Raw genomic sequence first — 18,381 nt, forward strand, 5'->3', positions numbered from 1 at the left:
GGCGGGCTCCGGCCCGCCCGCGCCACCCCGCCCGCCCGTCCCAGGAGGTCGCGTGGCACGCGTCTGCTTCCAGCTGCAGGTCCGCCCGGACCGTATCGACGAGTACGTCGAGCGGCACCGCGCCGTGTGGCCGTCCATGCTCCGCGCCATCGAGGCCGCGGGACGCCGGAACTACTCCCTCTTCCTGCGGCCCGACGGCCTGCTGATCGGCTACTACGAGACGGACGACGACGACGCGTCCGCCCGCGCCCTCGCGGCGAACCCCGACACCGCCGCCTGGGAGGCGGAGGCCGCCGGCTTCTTCGTCGCCCTCGACGGCTCGCGGCCGGACCAGGCCGCCCCCCACCTCACCGAGGTGTTCCACCTCGAGGACCAGCTCACGCGTCTCGCCACCGGCGAGCCGCCCGCGAAAGCCCGAACGAAAGATCAGCTCCGATGACGTCCTTCTCGCAGATCACCGAGGCCCTCGCCGAGCAGGCGATCGAGCTGCCCTCCTGGGCCTTCGGCAACTCCGGCACCCGGTTCCGGGTCTTCCCGCAACCCGGGGTGCCGCGCGACCCGTTCGAGAAGGTCGCCGACGCCGCGCAGGTGCACCGGGTCACCGGTCTCGCGCCGACCGTCGCCCTGCACATCCCGTGGGACGAGGTCGACGACTTCGCGGCGCTGCGCCGGCACGCTGAGGACCTCGGCGTCGCCCTCGGCACGATCAACTCCAACACCTTCCAGGACGAGGCGTACAAGCTCGGCAGCCTCGCCCACCGCGACGCGGCCGTGCGCCGGCAGGCGATCGACCACCACCTGCGCTGCCTCGACATCATGCGCGAGACCGGCTCCCGGGACCTGAAGATCTGGCTCGCGGACGGCACCAACTACCCCGGTCAGGACGACCTGCGGGCACGCCAGGACCACCTCGCCTCCTCGCTCGCGGAGATCTACGCCGCCGTCGGCGAGGACCAGCGGCTCGTACTCGAGTACAAGTTCTTCGAGCCGGCGTTCTACCACACCGACGTGCCGGACTGGGGCACGGCCTACGCCCAGGTCAGCGCCCTCGGCGACCGGGCCGTCGTGTGCCTCGACACGGGCCACCACGCCCCCGGCACCAACATCGAGTTCATCGTCATGCAGCTGCTCAGGCTCGGCAAGCTCGGCTCCTTCGACTTCAACTCCCGGTTCTACGCCGACGACGACCTGATCGTCGGCGCGGCCGACCCGTTCCAGCTCTTCCGCATCATCGCCGAGGTCATCCGGGGCGGCGGCTACGGGGCGGACAGCGGGGTCGCGTTCATGCTCGACCAGTGCCACAACATCGAACGGAAGATCCCCGGCCAGATCCGCAGCGTGCTCAATGTCCAGGAGATGACCGCCCGCGCCCTGCTGATCGATCACGAGGCGCTGGACGCCGCACAGCGGGAGGGCGACGTGCTCGCCGCGAACGCCGTGTACATGGACGCGTTCTCCACCGACGTCCGGCCGGATCTGGCGCAGTGGCGCGAGTCCCGCGGCCTGCCCGCCGACCCGATGCGCGCCTATGCGGAGAGCGACTACCAGGACCGCATCGACGCCGAGCGCGTCGGCGGCTCCCAGGCCGGCTGGGGCGCCTGACGCCTGCGGACCTCCAGCCCCCCACCCACGACGACGAGGACTGACGAACCGATGACCAACCCGACCGCCGCCGCCCTGATCGCCCGCTCGAACCGGCTGGGCGCGGACCCGACGACCACCAACTACGCCGGCGGCAACACCTCCGCCAAGGGCACCGAGACGGACCCGGTGACGGGAGAGCCGGTCGAGCTGCTGTGGGTCAAGGGCTCCGGCGGCGACCTCGGCACCCTGACCGAGGCCGGCCTCGCGGTGCTCCGGCTGGACCGGGTCCGGGCACTGCGCAACGTCTACCCCGGCGTCGAGCGGGAGGACGAGATGGTCGCCGCGTTCGACCACACGCTGTTCGGCACCGGCGGCGCCGCCCCGTCGATCGACACCGCCATGCACGGCCTCGTGGACGCCCCGCACGTGGACCACCTCCACCCCGACGCCGGCATCGCCGTCGCGACCGCCGCCGACGGCGAGGCGCTCACGCAGCGGATCTTCGGCGACCGGGTCCTGTGGGTGCCGTGGCGCCGCCCCGGGTTCCAGCTCGGACTCGACATCGCGGCGATCAAGGAACGGCATCCCGACGCGGTCGGCACGATCCTCGGCGGCCACGGCATCACCGCGTGGGGCGCGACGAGCGAGGAGGCCGAGACGAACTCGCGGTGGATCATCGACACCGCCCAGGCGTACATCGACGAGCACGGCCGCCCCGACCCGTTCGGCGCTCCCCTGCCCGGCTACGAGCCGCTGCCCGAGGCCGAGCGCCGCACCCGCGCCGTCGCCCTCGCCCCCGTCATCCGCGGCCTCGCCTCCCACGACCGGCCCATGGTCGGCCACCTGACCGACACCGACGACGTGCTGGACTTCCTCGCCCACGCCGAGCACCCGCGCCTGGCGGCCCTGGGCACCTCCTGCCCGGACCACTTCCTCCGCACCAAGGTCAAGCCGCTCGTCCTCGACCTGCCCGCGACGGCGACGGTCGAGGAGCAGGTGGCGCGGCTGCGGGACCTGCACGAGGCGTACCGCGAGGACTACCGGGCCTACTACGACCGGCACGCGACCGCCGACGCCCCGGCCATCCGCGGCGCGGACCCGGCGGTCGTCCTGGTGCCCGGCGTCGGCATGTTCAGCTACGGCGCGGACAAGCAGACCGCCCGCGTGGCCGGCGAGTTCTACCTCAACGCCATCCGGGTGATGCGCGGCGCCGAGGCCCTGTCCACCTACGCGCCCATCGACGAGGCGGAGAAGTTCCGCATCGAGTACTGGGCGCTCGAGGAGGCCAAGCTCGCGCGCCGGCCGAAGCCACGCAGCCATGCCACCCGGATCGCCCTGGTCACCGGCGCCGCCTCGGGCATCGGCAAGGCCGTCGCGACCCGGCTGGCCGCCGACGGCGCATGCGTCGTGATCGCGGACCTAGACCTTCAGAAGGCGCAGGCCGCGGCGGCCGAGCTCGGCGGCACGGACGTCGCGATCGGCGTCGCCGCGAACGTGACCGAGGAGGACGCGGTGCAGGCCGCGATCGACGCGACCGTCCTTGCGTTCGGCGGGCTCGACCTGGTGGTGAACAACGCCGGCCTGTCGCTGTCGAAGCCGCTGCTGGAGACGACGGCGGCGGACTGGGACCTGCAGCACGACGTCATGGCCAAGGGCTCCTTCCTCGTCTCCCGCGCCGCGGCCCGGGTGCTCATCGACCAGGGCATGGGCGGGGACGTCGTCTACATCTCGAGCAAGAACGCGGTCTTCGCGGGGCCCAACAACATCGCCTACTCCGCCACCAAGGCCGACCAGGCGCACCAGGTGCGCCTCCTCGCCGTCGAGCTCGGCGAGCACGGCGTGAAGGTGAACGGCGTCAACCCCGACGGCGTCGTCCGCGGTTCGGGCATCTTCGCCTCGGGGTGGGGCGCCAACCGCGCGAAGACGTACGGCATCCCCGAGGAGGACCTCGGGAAGTTCTACGCCCAGCGGACCATCCTCAAGCGGGAGGTGCTGCCGGAGAACGTGGCCAACGCCGTCGCGGTGCTCACCGGCCCGGACCTGTCCCACACCACCGGCCTGCACGTGCCCGTCGACGCCGGTGTCGCGGCCGCCTTCCTGCGGTGACCGGACGGGTGACGCCATGAGCGTCGTCGCGGCCATCGACCTCGGCGCGACCAGCGGCCGCGTCGTCACGGGCACCGTGCGCGGAGGCGAACTGCAACTGCGGGAGGTGGCCCGGTTCCCCAACACGCCCGTGCGGCTGCCCGACGGGCTGCACTGGGACGTCCTCTCGCTCTACTCCGCGGCGATGACCGGTCTCGGCGTCGCCTCCCGCGAGGAGCCGGACCTGGTGGGCGCCGCGGTCGACTCCTGGGCCGTCGATCACGGGCTGCTGCGCGGCTCCCGGCTGCTCGGCAACCCGTACCACTACCGCGACGAGCGCAACGAAGCGGCGGTCGCGGCCGTGCACGCCGTGGTCGGGCCCGAGGAGCTGTATCGGCGCAACGGCCTGCAGCACCTGCCGTTCACGTCGGTGTTCCAGCTGGCGGCGTCGGCGGCGTCGGGCGACCTCGCGCTGGCCGACCGGGTGCTGCTCATCCCGGACCTGATCGGCTGGTGGGCCACCGGTGTCCCGGTCGCCGAGCGCACGAACGCGTCCACGACGGGGCTGCTGCGCCTCGACGGGACGGGATGGGACGAGGACCTGATGGCACGGCTCGAGCTGCCGCCGGGCCTGCTGCCCGACGTCGTGGAGCCCGGTACGCCGCTCGGCCCGGTCACCGCGGCCGTGCGGGAGGAGTTCGGGATCGCCGACACGATCGCGCTCACCACGGTCGGCTCCCATGACACCGCCTCGGCCGTCGTCGGGGTGCCCATGACCGGCGAGGACGCGGCCTACATCTCGTGCGGCACATGGTCGCTCGTCGGCGCCGAGCTGGCCGCGCCGGTCGTCACCGACGAGGCCCGACGCGCCGGCTTCACCAACGAGGGCGGCGTCGACGGGCGCACGCGGTTCCTCACCAATGTCATGGGGCTGTGGCTGCTCTCCGAGTCGATGCGGGCGTGGGCGCGCAGCGGGCAGGAGCAGGACCTGCCGAGCCTGCTGGACCAGGTGGCAGCCGTGACCGGCCCCGTGCCGGTGTTCGACGTCGACGACCCGCGGCTGCTGCCCCCCGGGGACATGCCCGCGCGAATCGAGGCGCTGCTGACCGAGCAGGGCGACCCCGTGCCGGATTCGGCCCCCGTGCTCGTGCGGAGCATCCTGCAGAGCCTCGCCCGCGCCTACGCCGGCGCCATCGAGGACATCGAACGGCTCACGGGTCGCACGGTGCGCACGGTGCACCTGGTGGGAGGCGGCGCGCAGAACGCGCTGCTGTGCCGGCTCACGGCCGACGCGACCGGGCGGACCGTCGTCGCCGGCCCGGTGGAGGCGACCGCGATCGGCAATCTGCTGGTCCAGGCCCGGACCCATGGCCTGATCACCGGCGACCTGGAGGCCCTGCGTGCCGTCGTCGCCCGGTCCACCGCTCCGCGCACGTACGAGCCGCAGGGTTCGCGCTGAGCCGCGTCCGACGTGGGCCGGCTCGGCGTCGCGGCCTCAGGCCCCAGCGCGGTCCACCGCGGCGGTGAAGGCGGCGTAACGGTCGCGGAACTGCTCGGCGGGCGCCACGATCAGCCGCTGCGCGACGTCGTCGACGGCGGCCCGGAGCCGGCGTCGGCTCCGCCGGGTGCGCGCGGCGGCCGCGGCGCCGTTGACGGCGCTGAGCAGCCCACCGAGCAGGACGCCCACGAGGATGCCCGTGAGGATCAGCAGGGTGGGCACCGGCCATCCCTGGACCCGCGGCGTGGGCGGAATGGGGAGCTGGAACCACGCCAGCGCGGCGAGGCCCAGCAGCCAGAGGGCGCCCACGAGGGCAGCCGCCAGGGCGAGCCACTGGACCACCGAGACGAGCGGCCACCACCATGCCGCGCGGCCCGCACCCAGGTCCGTGCCGGCGATGGCCCGGTCCAGAGCGTCGGGCAGGTTCTCCTGCCGTCGCCGCACGTCGGCCCGCAGTTCGCGCTGCCAGGGCGTCGGCATCCCGGCGCCGGCCACGTGCAGCCAATCACGCACGGCGGCGTCGATGACGGCGTCCTGCGCGGCGTTCGCGCGGGGCAGCGAGGTGCGGTTGACGGACGGGTCGACGGCGCGCCGGTGCAGGTTCAGCCGGCGCAGCGGGTCCGGCCCGAGCGAGCCGATCCAACGGGTGACCGGCCAGCCGGTGCGCCGGCCGGCCTGCTTGCGCCAGGACCGCCCCGAGGCGCGGGCGACCGTCTCGACGTTCGCGGCGACGCTCAGGTCCCGCGACAGCCGTGCCCGCTGGGCCTTCTCCGCGCTCCGGGAGGGAGCGGCGGCGTCGCTCTCCCTGCCCTCGGCCAGGGTCCGCGCGGCACGGACGACGTCGGACTCCAGCCGCGTCACGGCGGCCGTGCGCGCCGCGGCGACGTCGTGGATCCTCGCTCGCAGGTGCTCCACCCCGGCGCCGGTCGCCGCCGACGTCGCGAGCACGTCCATGCCGGGCAGGCCGTCCCGGTCGAGGAGGTCCCGCAGCGATCCGAGCACGGCGGGCAGTTCACGCTCGGCGACCCGGTCGGCCTGATTGAGCACGGCGAGCATCACCGGCCCGTGGGAGGCGAGCGGGCGCAGGAATCCCTGGTGCACGGCGAGGTCGGCGTACTTCTGCGGGTCGAGCACCCAGACGAGGACGTCGACCATCGAGGCCATGCGCTCGACGACCTCGCGGTGCTCGCGGTGCGTCGAGTCGAAGTCCGGCAGGTCGAGCAGGATGAGGCCGCCCTCGCCGAGGTCCGCCCGCAGCACGTGGCGGTCCTGCACGCCGAGCCAGTCCAGCAGCGCGTCGCTGTCGGGCCGGCCCCAGACCGCGGCGAGGGGCTGCGACGTCGTCGGGCGGGTCACGGCCGCCCTCGCGATCGTCGTCCCGGCCACGGCGTTGAACAGGGAGGACTTCCCGCTGCCGGTCGCACCGAAGAAGCCGACGACGGTGTGGGCCGCGGACAGGGAGCGTCGCGTGTGGGCGCGGGCGAGGACGTCGTCGACGACGGCGAGATCGCGGTCGGGCAGGACGCCGTCGGCGAGCCTGCGGGCCTCCTCGAGCGCCGCGATGCGCTCGGCGAAGGCCGGCGGCCGGGTGCGGCTCACGCGGCGTCCGCCAGCCGGCGCAGCCGCGCGGCGAGCTCGGCCATGGACGGCCCGGCGGGCGCCCCGGCAGCACCGGCCGCACCGGCGCCGCCGTCATCCGGTAAAGCAGTGTCCGGCGACGCAGTGTCCGGCGACGCAGTGTCCGGGGAAGGCCGGTCCCCCGCGCCGTCCGCGGGCAGCCGGTCGAGGAAGCGGCGGGCGTCCCGGTCGAACAGGGCGGCCACGCGCTGCTGCAGGTTCGTCCGGGCCAGCGCCGTCAGCTCGAGCACGGCGTCCTGCCCGAAGAGGGTCTCGAGCGCCTTCTGCCCGACGACGGCGGACCCCCCGGCGATCCCGACCTCCAGCCCCGTCAGTCCGGCGGTCGAGGCGAAGACGACGACCATGAGCGCGACCGCGGCACCGTTGATGCCCCAGGACAGCGCCCGGGCCTTGCGGCGCTTGCCGGCGCCCTCCTCGCGCACCAGGTCGAGCAGGTCGCCCTGCCACTGCCGGATCTGCGCCGCGACCTCGTCGGAGAAGCCGGCCGGCAGCCGCGAGAGGTCACCTTCCGCGGCCAGGGCCCGGCCGGCGGCGTCGGAGCGCCACGAGTCGAACGCGGCCTCGGCGGCGCGGGAGGCCTGCGCGACGATGACGGCGTGCAGGCCGGTCTCGATCGCGTTCTCGACCTGCACGACCGGGGCGGGTTCACTACGCAGGAAGGCTCCCACCCGGTCCCGCACCCGGTTGAGGTTCGTCTCGATGCTGCGGAACAGCTCCCCGGTGCCGACGAAGTCCTGCCACCGGGCCAGCACCTCCCCGCGCAGCAGGCTGCCGTCCCGGGTGCTGTCCATCGCGAGGTCCGCGGCGCGGGCATACGCGTCGCGCACGTCGCCGGCGAGCCGGGCAGCGGCCGTCCGTTGCTCCTGCTGCGCCTCGGCGAGGACGTCCATCCGGCCGGCGAGGGCGCGGACCGCGCCGTTCAGGGTGCGCCGCGAGATGGCCGCGCGGCTGCGCGCGTCGTGCGAGATCTCCGTGAGCCACCGGCGGATCGGTGCGACCACGGCGGCCGGGAGCATCGCGGCCTCGTCCAGCCGGGTCTCGGGCACCACGAACAGCGCCGAGTCGCCGAGACCCTGCGCGGCGAGCAGCCGGCGCAGGTCCGCCGCCACCTCGTCCTCGACGCCGGCGGGCACCCGGTCGAGGACGACGGCGACGGTGATGTCCCGCCCGGCGGCGTCGAGCAGCAGGTCCCACGGCACCGCGTCGGCGTACCGGTTGGCCGTCGTCACGAACAGCCAGAGGTCGGCGGCGGAGAGCAGCTGACCGGCCAGCCGCCGGTTCTCGTCGGAGATGGAGTCGATGTCCGGGGCGTCGAGCAGGGCGACGCCGGCAGGGATCGCGGGATCGCCGACGAGCACGAGGGATCCGCTCGCGTCCCCCTGCCCGCCGCGCACCCGCGCGAGGGAGCCGAGCACTCGCTGGCCGGTGAACCAGTGCTCATCGGCGGGGTGGTGCAGCAGGATCGGCTGCCGGGTGGTGGGGCGGATCGCTCCTGCCCGCGTCACCCGGTGCCCCGCGATCGCGTTGACGAGGGTGGACTTGCCCGCCCCGGTCGAGCCGCCCACGACGGCGAGCAGCGGCGCGTGCAGGGAGGCGAACCTCGGGATGATGTAGTCGTCGAGCTGGGCGACGGCGTCGCTCGCGGCCGCGCGCGTGCGGGGCACGTCCGGCAGCTCGAGCGGCAGGGTGAGGGCCGCGATGGCGTCGCGTGTGGACCGGAGCAGGTCGACCGGGTCGGCGCCGTCGACCGGCAGCGGGACGGCCGCGTCGTCGGCCGCTGGCGGGACGGCGTCGTCGTTCGCGCTGGCGGGAGGCCGGTCGGGCCGCGGCGGAGTCGGAGAGCTCACAGGCTCATCCTGCCGGAAAACACGCACGGAGTCGGACTCCGGAAACGACAGAGGCCGGTTCCGAGTGACTCGGAACCGGCCTCAGGCCGTGACCCCAGCGGGATTCGAACCCGCGTTACCGCCGTGAGAGGGCGGCGTACTAGGCCGCTATACGATGGGGCCGTATCGTGCCGAGAGATGGTGGAGAACACTCATCATCCCTGCGCTGGGATGCCAGGACTCGAACCTAGAATGACGGTACCAGAAACCGTAGTGTTGCCAATTACACCACATCCCATTGCCGCCGAATCGTCGCGTTCGGTCCCTTTCGGGCCCTCCCGTTTCGTTCGGGCAACGACATGAAATACTACCGTAGCCCTGCCCGATCCAGCAAAACGAGATCGGCTCAGGCCGCGATGAGGTGCATCACGTCGGTCAGGGAACTCACGACGGGACCCGTGAATGCCCCGGCGCCGCCCTCGTCGAGGCCGGTCCCCTGCCCCACGGAACCCCGTCCGCCCGCGAGTGCCCGGTCGAGCCAGACCCCCACGAGACCCGCGTCGGTGGCCCCGACGGCGTCCACGGCCGGGTTGTCCCCGACGTAGAGCGTGCGCCCGGGCTCGCTGCCCACCTGGCGCGCTCCTTCGCGGAAGATCGCCGGATCCGGCTTGGCGACCCCGAGCGTGTCGGTGCCGATGAGGATGCCGATCCGCTCCAGTCCCGCCCGGTCCAGCTTCGCCCGCTGGTAGTCGGCGACGTTGTTGCTCAACGCGCCGTAGGGGATGCCGGCGGCCTCGAGGGCGTCGAGCAGCGGCACGACGTCGTCGAACGCGGTGAAGTGGGTCGGCAGGATGGCCGTGTACATCGCGTCCCACCCGTCCAGGTCCGCGATGGGCTCGAGGCCGAGCCGCTCGTGGGCGGCACGCACCCGGTACTGGCGCTGCGTGGCGAAGTCGAGTTCGCCGGCCAGGTACCGGTCGTAGAACCCGTCCGGGTCGCGGGAGAAGTCGAGGCTGTACTCGTCCTCCAGCTCGGTGGGCACGGCGAGGCCCGTCTGGCGGGCGACGGCGCGCAGGGTCGCGTCCATCGCCCGGTGCAGGTCCACGAGGGTGTCGTCGATGTCCAGCAGCACACCATCGACGGCGAACGCGCCGTCGAAGGAGCCGGCCACACGTCCCTCGGAGGCGTGATCCGTGCGCGCGCCCGTCACGATGCGTCGCCGGCGGCGCCCGCGCGGAAGGCCCGCAGCCGGGTCAGGGCGGAGTCCTTCCCGAGGATCTCGAGCGACTCGAACAGCGGCGGGGAGATCCGGTGCCCGGACACGGCCGTGCGCACGGGCCCGAAGGCCTGGCGCGGCTTCAGGCCGAGCTCGTCGACGAGCGCGGTGCGCAGCGCCGCCTGGATCGCCTCGGCGTCGAACGTCTCCAGCGGCTCGAGCGCGGCGATCGCCGCGTCCAGCGCCTCGATCAGGTTCGCAGGCATGCCCTTGCGCGCGTCGTCGTCGACCGTGATGTCCGCGTCGGCGGCGAAGAGGAAGCCGATCATCGCGGGCGCCTCCCCGAGCAGCGTGATCCGCTCCTGGATCAGGGGCGCGGCGGCGGCGAGGATCTGCTGCTCGCGGTCGGTGAGGGTCTCCCCGACGACGCCGGCGGCCTGCAGGTACGGGACGAGCCGGTCGCGGAAGTCGTCGACCTCGAGCAGGCGCACGTGCGACCCGTTGATCGCCTCGGCCTTCTTCACGTCGAACCGGGCCGGGTTGGGCAGCACGTCGTGGATGTCGAACGCGGTGACGAACTGGTCGACGCCGAACACGTCCTCGTCCGCCGAGAGCGACCAACCCAGCAGCGCCAGGTAGTTCAGCAGCCCCTCGGGGATGAAGCCGCGGTCCCGGTGCAGGAACAGGTTGGACTCGGGGTCGCGCTTGGAGAGCTTCTTGTTCTTCTCCCCCATGACGTACGGCAGGTGGCCGAACAGCGGCATGTACGAGGCGACCCCGATGTCGATCAGCGCCCGGTAGAGGGCGATCTGGCGGGGCGTGGAGGAGAGCAGGTCCTCGCCGCGCAGCACGTGGGTGATGCCCATGAGCGCGTCGTCGACGGGGTTGACCAGCGTGTAGAGCGGCTTGCCGTTGGCGCGCGCGACGACGAAGTCCGGCACCGAGCCGGCGCGGAAGGTGATCTCGCCGCGGACCAGGTCGGTGAAGGTGATGTCGTCGGCCGGCATCCGCAGGCGCAGCACGGGCTCGCGGCCCTCGGCGCGGAACGCGGCGCGCTGCTCGTCGGTCAGGTCCCGGTCGTGGTTGTCGTAGCCCAGCTTGATGTCGCGGCCGGCCTCGCGGTGGCGCGCCTCGATCTCCTCGGGCGTCGAGAACGACTCGTACAGGTGACCGGCCTCGGTCAGCTGCGCCAGGACCGCGGTGTAGATGTCGCCGCGCTGCGACTGGCGGTACGGGCCGTGCGGGCCGCCGACCTCGACGCCCTCGTCCCAGTCCAGGCCGAGCCAGCGCAGCGCCTCGAGCAGCTGGTGGTAGCTCTCCTCGCTGTCCCGGGCGGCGTCGGTGTCCTCGATCCGGAAGACCAGCTTGCCCCCGGTGTGCCGGGCGTAGGCCCAGTTGAAGAGGGCGGTGCGGATGAGCCCGACGTGCGGGGTTCCGGTCGGTGAGGGGCAGAACCGGACGCGGACCGGGGTGTCGTCGGTGACGGCGGGCAGGCCGGCCGAGGAAGCGTTCGGGGCGGTCGAGGCGCCGGCCGCGACGTCGGCGGGCGCGTGGACCGCGCTCGCCTCGGTGGCGTCGGTGGCGTCGGGGGCAGCGGAGGTGGCGGCAGGGGGCACGGAGGCATCGTTGGACATGGTGGGCCCATTCTATCGGCGGCGGTCTCGGCCCCTCGGCGGGGCCAGCGGCCGCAGCCGGGCCCGGGCAGCCGCCTGCACCGCGTCGGTGAGCGCGGCGAGGACGGGCGAGTCGAGCGTCCACCGCAACCAGTACAGGGGCACGTCGAGGTGGCCCGGTCCGACGTCGAGGGCGACGAGCCGGTCGTCGAGCTGGTCCGTCGGGACCAGGCCCCAGCCGAGGCCGAGCCGGATGGCGTCGGCGTATTCGCGCGAGCTCGGGACGTAGCTGCGTGGTGCGGCGTCGGCGATCCCGTGCTCGTCCGGGTCGGCTCCGCCGTCGAGCAGTCCGACGAACCGTCGCTGCAGGCTGTCCTCCCGGTCGAAGTCGACGACGGGCGCGCGGCGCAGGCTCGCGGGGGTGACGCCGCCGTCGAACCACCGGGCCGCGACGTGCGGGTTGGCCACCGGGTGGTAGCGCAGCGCCCCGAGCGGGGTCACCGAGCAGCCCTGCACGCGCACGGGCGTCGCGGCCACCGCGGCCATCACCCGGCCGTCGCGGAGCAGGTCCGCCGAGCGCAGTTCATCGTCGCGGTGCAGGTCGACGGCGACGTCGCCCCATGCCCGCAGCGCCTCCAGCGCCGGCATGAACCAGGTCGCCAGGGAGTCGCTGTTGACGGCGACGGACACGGCCGCGGTCGGTCGGTGCACTCCCCCGCCGCCGTCGGCCGTGGCCTCCTGGTCGCCGCCGAGGCTCGCGGTGATGTCGTGCTGCAGGTGCAGGACCTGCCGGGCGGTTCGCAGCACCGCGCGGCCGGGCTCGGTCGGCTGCACCGGTCGGCTGCGGCGCACCAGCACCTGGCCGAGGGATTCCTCGAGCGCCCGGATCCGCTGGCTCACCGCTGAGGGCGTCAGGTGGAGCACCGCGGCCGCGCCGTCGAAACTCCCCTCGTCCACGACGGCGACGAGGGCAGCCAGCTGGTCCGTGGACACATTCATGAAGCAACTCTAATGTTGCCCATAAATCCTTAACTGGTTTTCATCAATGACGCTGGTTAGCGTGACGACGTGCCCCTCGCTCTCGCCACCGCTCTCGCCGGTCTCGGCACCGGCCTCGGACTCATCGTCGCGATCGGCGCCCAGAACACCTTCGTGCTGCGCCAGGGCATCCGCCGGGAGCACGTGGCCGGGCTCGTGGCCCTGTGCCTGGCCTCCGACGTCGTCCTCATCCTCGCGGGGGTCGCCGGCCTCGGCGCGCTCGTCACCGCGGTCCCGGCGGTGCTCACGGTGGTCCGGATCGTGGGGGCGGCGTTCCTGCTCGTCTATGCGGTGCTGGCCGCACGCCGCGCGCTGCACCCGGGTCGGTTGACCGCCGATCCCGGCGGCTCGTCGCTCTCGCGGCGGCGGGTCCTGCTCACCGGCGCGGCGCTGACCTGGCTCAACCCGCACGTCTACCTGGACACGGTGCTGCTCGTCGGGTCGCTGGCGGCGGTGCACGGCGATCCCGGCCGGTGGTGGTTCGGGGCCGGCGCCATGGTGGCGAGTGCCCTGTGGTTCGTGGCGCTGGGCTGGGGCGCGGGCCTGCTGGCCGGCTGGTTCCGCCGCCCGGCGACGTGGCGCATCCTGGACGGCGCGATCGCCGTCGTCATGGCCGCCCTCGGCGTGAAACTCCTGCTCGGCGCCTGACGCCCGGCGGGACCGGCGCCGGACCGGCACCCTGTCCCCCGTTCCGTGACGTGCCGGCGCCCCGTCGCGAACAGCGGCCGAGCCCCGTCCCGTGACACGCCGACGCCATCGGGGATGTGACGACCTATCCCATGCTTGCGCGGCGTGTCCCGGGATCCACCTCGACTGGGCGCCACCACGTCCGGCGCGTCGTCGGCCGCGCTGTCGGCCGCGCCGCCGACGACGGTGCCTGCCGTCAGCGGCGCAGGAACAGGTTGCTCAGCGCGCCGATCCCCTCGATCTCGACCTCGAACCGCTGGTTCTCCCGGATGGTGCCGACGCCGGCGGGCGTGCCGGTGAGGATGACGTCGCCGGGGAGCAGGGTGAAGGCCTGGGAGGCGTGGACCACCAGGTCGGTGACGCCGAAGATCATGTCGGACGTGCTGCCGTCCTGGACGACGTCGCCGTCGAGCGAGCCGGTGATCCGCAGGTTGTCCGGGTCGAGGTCGGTCTCGATCCAGGGGCCGAGCGGGCAGGACGTGTCGAAGCCCTTGGCCCGGGCCCACTGGTTGTCGGTGCGCTGGATGTCGCGGGCGGTGACGTCGTTGCCGCAGGTGTAGCCGAAGATCACGTCCTTGACCCGGTCCGGCGCCACGTCCTTGCAGATCTTGCCGATGACGACGGCGAGCTCGGCCTCGTAGGAGATCTCCTCGGAGAACTCGGGCATCAACACGGGGTCGGTCGGCCCGATCACCGCGGTGTTCGGCTTGAAGAACAACAGCGGTGACGGCGGCACCTCGTTGCCCAGCTCCGCGGCGTGGTCCGCGTAGTTGCGCCCGACGCCGACGACCTTGCTGCGCGGGATGATCGGCGCGAGCAGCCGGACCTCCTCGAGCGGGTGGCGCACGCCCGTGGGCACCAGCTGCTGGTAGAACGGATCGCCCTTGATGGCGAAGACCTCCTCCGCTCCCGGGTCGCCGTGCACGACGCCGAAGGAGGGTTCCGAATCACTGGTGGCAAACCGGGCTATGCGCATGCCTCCAGCCTAGGTCAGCGGCGCCGCCGTCCCGGCCCGGGCCGTGGCCGGGCCGCCGAGGGGTACCGCCCGGGCGAGTCCCGGCGTCTCAGGCCGGGGACCCCTGACCCGAGTACGCGTAACGCCCCAGCTCGCGCACCGCCTCGTAGTACGTCCAGGCCACGCCGTAGCAGGTGTAGCGCAGCGGGCTCCAGGCGGGGTAGGCGGTGGAGCAGGCCGTGCGCAGCCGGGTGAGGAAGGCCGTGTCGCAGTCCAGACGGCTCGTGGTCGACGTGGCGCTGTAGCAGGCGTCGTGCTGGGCGCACGCGGACCGGAAGTCGGCCCTGCCCCAGCTGTCGGGCACCCAGGCGGTGCTCGGGGTACCGCAGTAGTCGGTGGTGGCGGTGGTCGTCGAGGACATGGCCGTCGGCGACGTCGTCACCGGTGCGGCCTGCGCCGACGTCGCCGTCATGCCCAGCATCACGGCCAGCACCACGAGGGTTCCCAGCACCCGCAGGATCATCGTTCGCATGACATGCCCCTTCGCCCGCGGACGGCGCGCAGTGATGAACATCAGGCCGTCCGGATTCAGGCTAGGACCGCCCCACGACGTCGTCCAGAGGCGTCGTCCAGAGGCCGGGACAACGGCCTGGCAGGGTTCACGCGGACGTCACCCGACCGTCATGCCGGGGCGATCCCGGGCGCATTCGGCCGGCAGCGACGAAAGCGTGGTCGATCGCGAGCCGCCGCTACGTTCGGTCGAGAACGAGATGATCGGCCGAACACTCGACCGATCGTGTCGCTCTCGACCGAACGGGGCGTCGACGCGTGCTTCTTCCTCCCCAGCAGGCCCACAACGCACGCCCGTCCACATCGGCGTGCTCGGCCGCCCGGGATCCGGCGTGGGCCGACGATGGTGGAGAGATGGCAACAACGCAATCCGGCGCCCAGCGCCGCCTCGTCCGGACCTCGACGCTCCGTGACCGGGGCTGGAACGCTGCCGCCGTGTCGCGGGCCGTGCGGGACCGACGACTGCACCGGGTCAGCCACGGTGTCTATCTCGCCGGTGACGTCTGGGCGGCACTGACACCGTCCGACCGGCACCGGGTGGAACTGCACGCCCATGCGCTCCGGGTCTGCGGTCGCGGGGGCGCCGCCCCGGTTTTCAGCCACGAGAGCGCCGCGCTCCTGCACGGGTTGAATCCGCTCGAGGCACCGCGAGCGATCCAGGTGACGGTTCCCTATCGCGGGCACGCACCGGGTGCCGGCGTCAGGACCCACCTGGCCGTGCTGGAGAGGCGCGACGTGGTCGTCGTCGACGGACTGCACGTCACCAGCCTGGCGCGCACCGTCCTCGACAGCACCTGCGCCGGCTCGGTGATGCACGGACTGGTGATCGCCGACCAGGCCCTCGCCGCAGGGCTCGCCACATCCGAACTCCTCGAGCTGACCTCACGCGCGGTCAAGGCACGGCGTCGCATCGAGCAGGTGGTGGCGTGCGCCGACGGGCGCAGCGAGTCGGTCGGAGAGACCCTCACTCGCCTCCACCTGGTGCGCTGGGGGCTTCCGATGCCCGTCCTGCAGCACGAGATCCACACCGACGTCGGTCGCTACCGGGTCGACTTCGCCTGGCCGGACGCCCGGCTGATCCTCGAGTTCGACGGCCGCACGAAGTACGTCGACCATGGGCCGACGGCCGAGGTGCTCTACCAGGAGCGTCGGCGACAGAATAGGCTCGAGCGCCTCGGCTGGACGGTGATCCGCGTCGACTGGGCGGAGATCCAGGGCGAGGCCGAGCCGCTCCGCCGGCGCCTCATCGCGGCGCTCGGCGTCAGCGCGTGCCCGACCGCATGAGGCCGCAGAACCGGGCGAACCCGGCGGCAGCATCGACTCGTGCACGTTCGGTCGAGAACGACATGATCGACCGAACCTTCGACCGAACACGTCGCTCTCGACCGAACGGGGCGTCGACGCGTGCCAACCGTCAGCGCAGAGGAGCGCGCTCGATCAGACCAGGCGGGTCAGCCAGCCGTGGGTGTCCTCGACGGTGCCGGTCTGGATGCCGAGCAGTTCCTCGCGGATGCTCATCGTCACGCCGCCGGCCTCCGACGTCGGCGAGGAGACGGATCCCTTCTCGGTCTTCAGCTCGCCGATCGGGGTGATGACGGCGGCGGTGCCGCACGCGAACACCTCGGTGATCTGGCCGGACTCGACGCCGTCGCGCCACTCGTCGATCATGATCCTCCGCTCCTGCACGTCCAGGCCGCGGTCCCGGCCCAGCTGCAGCACCGAGTCGCGGGTGACGCCCTCGAGGATGGAGCCCGACAGCGCCGGGGTGACGAGCCGGCCGTCGGCGTAGACGAAGAAGACGTTCATGCCGCCGAGCTCCTCGACGGCGCCGTCGTCGAGGAAGAGCACCTGCTTGCAGCCGTGCGCCTCGGCCTCGAGCTGCGGCAGCAGGGAGGCGGCGTAGTTGCCGCCGCACTTGGCGGCGCCGGTCCCGCCGCGGCCGGCCCGCGCGTACTGCTCGGACAACCAGATGGACACGGGGGCGACCGCGCCGCCGAAGTAGTTGCCCGCGGGCGAGGCGATGACCCGGTAGGACACCTCCTGGGAGGGCCGCACACCGAGGAAGTTCTCGGTGGCGAACATGAAGGGCCGCAGGTAGAGGCTCTCGCCGTCGCCGTCCGGCACCCAAGCGCGGTCGACGTCGACCAGCTGCATGAGCGACTCGAGGAACAGGTCCTCGGGCAGCTGCGGGAGGGCCAGCCGGTGGGCGGAGCGCTTGAGCCGGGCGGCGTTCTTCTCGGGCCGGAACGTCCAGATGGACCCGTCGGCGTGCCGGTAGGCCTTCAGGCCCTCGAAGATCTCCTGCGCGTAGTGCAGCACGGAGCAGGCGGGGTCCATGAGGATCGGACCGTACGGTTCGATCCTCGCGTCGTGCCACGCGCCGTCGTGGTAGTCGATGACGGCGGTGTGATCCGTGAACCAGTCCCCGAAACCGGGGTTCGCCAGGATCTTCGCCCGCTCCTCGTCGCTGCGGGGGTTCTCGCTCAGGGTCCGTGAGAAGGTCAAGCCCTCGGCCACCGTCGTCATCTCGTCCTCACCGTTCGTCGATCGTGCGGCCACGTGCGCCGCTGCCTTCCTATTGTGCTCGCGCGGCGACCGCACCAGCAATCGCGTCGCCGACCGCCGCCGTGCTGCGCCGTTCCGCACCTCGGGACGACAGGTCCGCGGCCACCGCGTCACGCACCCGCTGCCCCGCCTCGTCCTGCCCGAAGGACTCCAGCATGATGGCGACCGAGAGGATGGCCGCGGTCGGGTCGGCGATCCCCTGTCCGGCGATGTCCGGCGCGGAACCGTGGACCGGTTCGAACATGCTCGGCGCCGTGCGGTCGGGGTTGATGTTGCCCGACGCGGCCAGGCCGATGCCGCCCGTGACCGCGCCCGCGAGGTCGGTGATGATGTCGCCGAACAGGTTGTCCGTGACGATGACGTCGAACCGGGCGGGGTCGGTGACCATGAAGATCGTGGCCGCGTCGATGTGCAGGTAGTCGACGGCCACCTGCGGGTAGTCCGCCGCGACCTCCTCGACGATCCGCTTCCACAGCCGGCCGGCGTGCACGAGCACGTTGGTCTTGTGGATCCAGGTCAGCTTCGTCCGCGGGCGGGCGGTGGCCTGCTCGAACGCGTAGCGCACCACGCGGCGCACGCCGAACGCCGTGTTGACGGAGACCTCGGTGGCGATCTCCGCGTCGGTACCCGTGCGCAGGGCGCCGCCGTTGCCGACGTACGGGCCCTCGGTGCCCTCGCGGACGACGACGAAGTCGACCCCACCGGGTGCGGCCAGCGGGCTCGCGACCCCGGCCGGCAGCAGCGAGGGGCGCAGGTTGACGTAGTGGTCGAGGCTGAAGCGCAGCTTGAGCAGCAGGTCCCGCTCGATCAGCCCCAAGGGGACGCGGGTGTCGCCCGGCGCCGCGCCGACGGCGCCGAAGAGGATGGCGTCGAAGCCGCGCAGCCGCTCGAGGGTGGCGTCGTCGAGCACCTCGCCGGTCTCGAGCCAGTGGTCCGCGCCGAGCGCGAAGTCGGTCGTCTCGACGGCGACGTCGGTGCCGGCCAGAGCGGCGTCGAGCACCTTGAGCCCCTCCGCGACCACCTCCGGGCCGATCCCGTCGCCACCGATGACTGCCAGCCGGATGCTCTCACTCATGCGTTCAGGGTAGTGCGCCGTCTTGCATCGT

General features: G+C 72.9%; 15 protein-coding genes and 2 tRNA genes. 6 read left to right on the forward strand and 11 right to left on the reverse strand.

Annotated features, from left to right (window positions below; genetic code table 11):
* Positions 1-52 precede the first annotated feature (52 nt).
* From V6N00_RS05480 to V6N00_RS05495, 4 genes are read left to right on the forward strand one after another with little or no spacing between them, the layout of a single operon-like run.
* Positions 53-439 carry an L-rhamnose mutarotase gene (locus tag V6N00_RS05480; protein WP_334231064.1) on the forward strand — a complete coding sequence of 129 codons (387 nt, stop codon included), beginning with the start codon at positions 53-55 and terminating at the stop codon, positions 437-439.
* Positions 436-1,602 (forward strand): L-rhamnose isomerase, encoded by a 1,167-nt coding sequence (rhaI, locus tag V6N00_RS05485; protein ID WP_334231065.1) that lies wholly within the window; start codon positions 436-438, stop codon positions 1,600-1,602. The genes V6N00_RS05480 and rhaI overlap by 4 nt, the downstream gene beginning before the upstream one ends.
* Positions 1,603-1,653: 51 nt before the next feature.
* On the forward strand, positions 1,654-3,690 hold the full coding sequence (locus V6N00_RS05490; RefSeq protein WP_334231066.1) for a bifunctional aldolase/short-chain dehydrogenase: 2,037 nt from the start codon (positions 1,654-1,656) through the stop codon (positions 3,688-3,690).
* 16 nt (positions 3,691-3,706) lie between these two features.
* A complete protein-coding gene (locus tag V6N00_RS05495) occupies positions 3,707-5,128 on the forward strand; it encodes a rhamnulokinase (RefSeq protein ID WP_334231067.1) in 1,422 nt (473 codons plus the stop codon).
* Positions 5,129-5,164: 36 nt separating this feature from the next.
* On the opposite strand, the gene V6N00_RS05500 is transcribed toward V6N00_RS05495, so the two are convergent.
* The 7 genes from V6N00_RS05500 to V6N00_RS05530 form a co-directional block, all read right to left on the reverse strand.
* On the reverse strand, positions 5,165-6,766 hold the full coding sequence (locus V6N00_RS05500) for a GTPase (RefSeq protein WP_334231068.1): 1,602 nt from the start codon (positions 6,764-6,766) through the stop codon (positions 5,165-5,167).
* Positions 6,763-8,559 (reverse strand): GTPase, encoded by a 1,797-nt coding sequence (locus V6N00_RS05505; RefSeq protein WP_334231200.1) that lies wholly within the window; start codon positions 8,557-8,559, stop codon positions 6,763-6,765. The genes V6N00_RS05500 and V6N00_RS05505 overlap by 4 nt, the downstream gene beginning before the upstream one ends.
* A 182-nt stretch (positions 8,560-8,741) precedes the next feature.
* Positions 8,742-8,814, reverse strand: a tRNA-Glu gene (locus V6N00_RS05510).
* A gap of 43 nt (positions 8,815-8,857) precedes the next feature.
* Positions 8,858-8,929 (reverse strand) — tRNA-Gln (locus V6N00_RS05515).
* Between the two features lie 108 nt (positions 8,930-9,037).
* The gene (locus tag V6N00_RS05520; protein WP_334231069.1) at positions 9,038-9,841 is read right to left on the reverse strand and encodes an HAD family hydrolase; all 804 of its coding nucleotides are present in this window, start codon (positions 9,839-9,841) and stop codon (positions 9,038-9,040) included.
* A complete protein-coding gene (gene gltX / locus V6N00_RS05525) occupies positions 9,838-11,481 on the reverse strand; it encodes a glutamate--tRNA ligase (protein WP_334231070.1) in 1,644 nt (547 codons plus the stop codon). The genes V6N00_RS05520 and gltX overlap by 4 nt, the downstream gene beginning before the upstream one ends.
* 12 nt (positions 11,482-11,493) lie before the next feature.
* Entirely contained in the window at positions 11,494-12,459 is a 966-nt protein-coding gene (locus tag V6N00_RS05530) for a LysR family transcriptional regulator ArgP (RefSeq protein ID WP_334231071.1), read from the reverse strand.
* 69 nt (positions 12,460-12,528) lie between these two features.
* Between V6N00_RS05530 and V6N00_RS05535 the strand changes: the two genes are divergently transcribed.
* Positions 12,529-13,146 (forward strand): LysE/ArgO family amino acid transporter, encoded by a 618-nt coding sequence (locus V6N00_RS05535; protein WP_334231072.1) that lies wholly within the window; start codon positions 12,529-12,531, stop codon positions 13,144-13,146.
* A gap of 235 nt (positions 13,147-13,381) precedes the next feature.
* Here the strand turns inward: V6N00_RS05535 and V6N00_RS05540 are convergent, their stop codons facing one another.
* Positions 13,382-14,161, reverse strand: coding sequence for a fumarylacetoacetate hydrolase family protein (locus V6N00_RS05540; protein ID WP_334231073.1), 780 nt, complete (start codon positions 14,159-14,161; stop codon positions 13,382-13,384).
* A gap of 88 nt (positions 14,162-14,249) precedes the next feature.
* Entirely contained in the window at positions 14,250-14,672 is a 423-nt protein-coding gene (locus V6N00_RS05545; protein ID WP_334231074.1) for a phospholipase A2, read from the reverse strand.
* Between the two features lie 392 nt (positions 14,673-15,064).
* On the opposite strand from V6N00_RS05545, the gene V6N00_RS05550 reads away from it, so the two are divergent.
* A complete protein-coding gene (locus V6N00_RS05550) occupies positions 15,065-15,994 on the forward strand; it encodes a DUF559 domain-containing protein (protein ID WP_334231075.1) in 930 nt (309 codons plus the stop codon).
* 153 nt (positions 15,995-16,147) lie between these two features.
* On the opposite strand, the gene V6N00_RS05555 is transcribed toward V6N00_RS05550, so the two are convergent.
* Both V6N00_RS05555 and V6N00_RS05560 read right to left on the reverse strand, forming a co-directional pair.
* On the reverse strand, positions 16,148-17,236 hold the full coding sequence (locus V6N00_RS05555; protein ID WP_334231201.1) for a branched-chain amino acid aminotransferase: 1,089 nt from the start codon (positions 17,234-17,236) through the stop codon (positions 16,148-16,150).
* Between the two features lie 49 nt (positions 17,237-17,285).
* Complete coding sequence (locus tag V6N00_RS05560) at positions 17,286-18,350, reverse strand: 3-isopropylmalate dehydrogenase (protein ID WP_334231076.1); 1,065 nt, start codon at positions 18,348-18,350, stop codon at positions 17,286-17,288.
* Positions 18,351-18,381: the final 31 nt, after the last annotated feature.

This window comes from Tersicoccus mangrovi (genome assembly GCF_036881825.1).
GTDB classification, from domain to species: Bacteria; Actinomycetota; Actinomycetes; order Actinomycetales; family Micrococcaceae; genus Tersicoccus; species Tersicoccus mangrovi.

Bases quoted from the DNA above. Each gene is read 5' to 3' on its own strand.
- rhaI (WP_334231065.1), top strand. From the start codon at position 436: ATGACGTCCTTCTCGCAGATCACCGAGGCCCTCGCCGAGCAGGCGATC.
- V6N00_RS05490 (WP_334231066.1), top strand. From the start codon at position 1,654: ATGACCAACCCGACCGCCGCCGCCCTGATCGCCCGCTCGAACCGGCTG.
- V6N00_RS05495 (WP_334231067.1), top strand. From the start codon at position 3,707: ATGAGCGTCGTCGCGGCCATCGACCTCGGCGCGACCAGCGGCCGCGTC.
- gltX (WP_334231070.1), bottom strand. From the start codon at position 11,481: ATGTCCAACGATGCCTCCGTGCCCCCTGCCGCCACCTCCGCTGCCCCC.
- V6N00_RS05530 (WP_334231071.1), bottom strand. From the start codon at position 12,459: ATGAATGTGTCCACGGACCAGCTGGCTGCCCTCGTCGCCGTCGTGGAC.
- V6N00_RS05540 (WP_334231073.1), bottom strand. From the start codon at position 14,161: ATGCGCATAGCCCGGTTTGCCACCAGTGATTCGGAACCCTCCTTCGGC.
- V6N00_RS05545 (WP_334231074.1), bottom strand. From the start codon at position 14,672: ATGCGAACGATGATCCTGCGGGTGCTGGGAACCCTCGTGGTGCTGGCC.
- V6N00_RS05550 (WP_334231075.1), top strand. From the start codon at position 15,065: ATGGCAACAACGCAATCCGGCGCCCAGCGCCGCCTCGTCCGGACCTCG.
- V6N00_RS05555 (WP_334231201.1), bottom strand. From the start codon at position 17,236: ATGACGACGGTGGCCGAGGGCTTGACCTTCTCACGGACCCTGAGCGAG.
- V6N00_RS05560 (WP_334231076.1), bottom strand. From the start codon at position 18,350: ATGAGTGAGAGCATCCGGCTGGCAGTCATCGGTGGCGACGGGATCGGC.